Below are 1,865 nucleotides of genomic sequence, written 5' to 3' on the forward strand. Positions count from 1 at the left end.
CGGAGCGACGCTGCGCCGCCCAATGGGGCGACCTGGCACGCCCCGACGCCTTCGGCCGCTGGATCCAACCCCGCACCGAACACGACGAGACGCCACGGACCCTGGACTTCTTTCTTGAGCACGACACCGGCACCGAAACCCTCGCACGCGTCACCCGCAAACTCGGCGGCTACGCCGACCTCGCAGAAGCCACCGGCACCACCACCCCCGTGCTGTTCTGGCTCCCCAGCCCCGCACGCGAGGCCAACCTCCGTCGCCTGCTCGGCACCCCGGAGGTGCCAGTCGCCACCGCCGTCCAGACTCCAGCCACCGACCTCGACGGGCCCGCCGGGCAGGTGTGGCTCCCGGTCGGACACGAGGCGGGGCGGCGCCGCGGGCTGGCCGAACTCGCCGACATCTGGCTGACCGCACGACCCGCGAAGGTCGAGCCGTCCTGATGCCCATCGTCATCGGGGCGGCGGCCCTCGTCCTGGTGCTCGTCGCCGTCTTCATCGGCGTACTGAGCGCGGTCCTGCCCGGCTCGTCCGGCGCCTGCACAACGCCCCCGCCGGAGGAAGGCGTAGTCGCCGATATTCCCGCCGACTACCTCCAGCTTTATGTGCGGGCCGGGGACCGGTACGGGATCGGGTGGCACGTTTTGGCCGCGGTGGGCAAGGCCGAGTCCGACCACGGGCGCGGCCCCGGCTCGGGCATCCGTTCCGGCACCAACCATGCGGGCGCCGCAGGCCCGATGCAGTTCCTGCTCAGCACCTGGGCGGCGTTCGGCGTCGACGGCAACGACGACGGCCGCACCGACGTCTACGAACCCGCCGACGCCATCCCCGCCGCAGCCCGCTACCTCCAACACAACGGCGCACCCGACAAGATCCGCACCGCGCTGTTCGCCTACAACCACTCCGACGCCTACGTCGACAAGGTTCTGGAGCAAGCGCGCGACTACGCATCAGCAGGCTCGACGAGCTCCTCCGGCACCCCGGGAGAACATCTGTGTCTCGGCGCAGGCGGAGCGGTGGCCGGGCCTACCGAGGCCGCTGCCAGAGCGATCGCCTTCGCCCAGGCCCAGCTCGGCAAACCCTACGTGTGGGGTGCCGAAGGCCCACGCGGTTTCGACTGCTCGGGCCTAACGTTCGCCGCCTACCGCGCCGCCGGAATCGGTGTCCCGCGCGTGTCCGGCGCCCAGTGGCGGCACGGACCTCGTGTCCCTCGCGGCCGGGAGCAGCCGGGCGACCTGGTGTTCTTCAACTCCGGCCCCGGAACCTCCATCACCAACCCCGGACACGTCGGCCTGGTCATCGCCCCGGGAAAAACAAATGATCGCCGCCCCGCACACCGGCACCGTCGTGCAGATCCAGTCCTACAAGCGCGACACCCTGCTCGGCTTCACCCGCCCCACCGCGCACCGATGACCACAAGAGCCGACCCGGCACGTGTCCTTCCGTACCGCTGCCGGGGACCGGCACCCGCCGAACGAAACGAACTCGCGAAGGAGTGCCAGGTGACCGATCGCCTCATCCGGCTGACTACGGCCCTGGCCGTGGTCGCGGTCGCCGCCGTGGCGGCGGTCATCTCCTACTCCCACGCCTTCGAGCTGGTCGGCGCGCACGGTGAGACCGGCGTCACCGCGCGGCTGGTGCCGCTCACCGTCGACGGCCTCATCTGGGCCGCGTCCATGGTCATCCTGGACGCCGGCCGCCGACAGCACCCGATCCCCGCACTGGCCAAGTGGAGCCTCGCCGTGGGGATCGTGGCCACGGTCGGAGCCAACGTGGCGCACGGCGCCGCCCACGGCCCCATCGGCGCCCTCGTCAGCGCCTGGCCGGCTCTGGCACTCGTCGGCTCGTTCGAGCTGCTGATGACTCTCACCC

Annotated in this window: 2 protein-coding genes; both read left to right on the forward strand. The window is 71.4% G+C overall.

Translation table 11 applies throughout. The features are described 5' to 3' along the window. On the forward strand, positions 1-437 hold a 437-nt coding region (locus BJF79_RS38985; protein ID WP_187357120.1), incomplete at its 5' end, for a replication-relaxation family protein. Beyond that, positions 437-1,865 (forward strand): NlpC/P60 family protein (locus BJF79_RS38990; RefSeq protein WP_075904953.1); only part of this gene is annotated, 1,429 nt, incomplete at its 3' end. The genes BJF79_RS38985 and BJF79_RS38990, both read left to right, overlap by 1 nt.

This window comes from Actinomadura sp. CNU-125 (assembly GCF_001942465.1).
Taxonomy (GTDB): Bacteria; Actinomycetota; Actinomycetes; order Streptosporangiales; family Streptosporangiaceae; genus Spirillospora.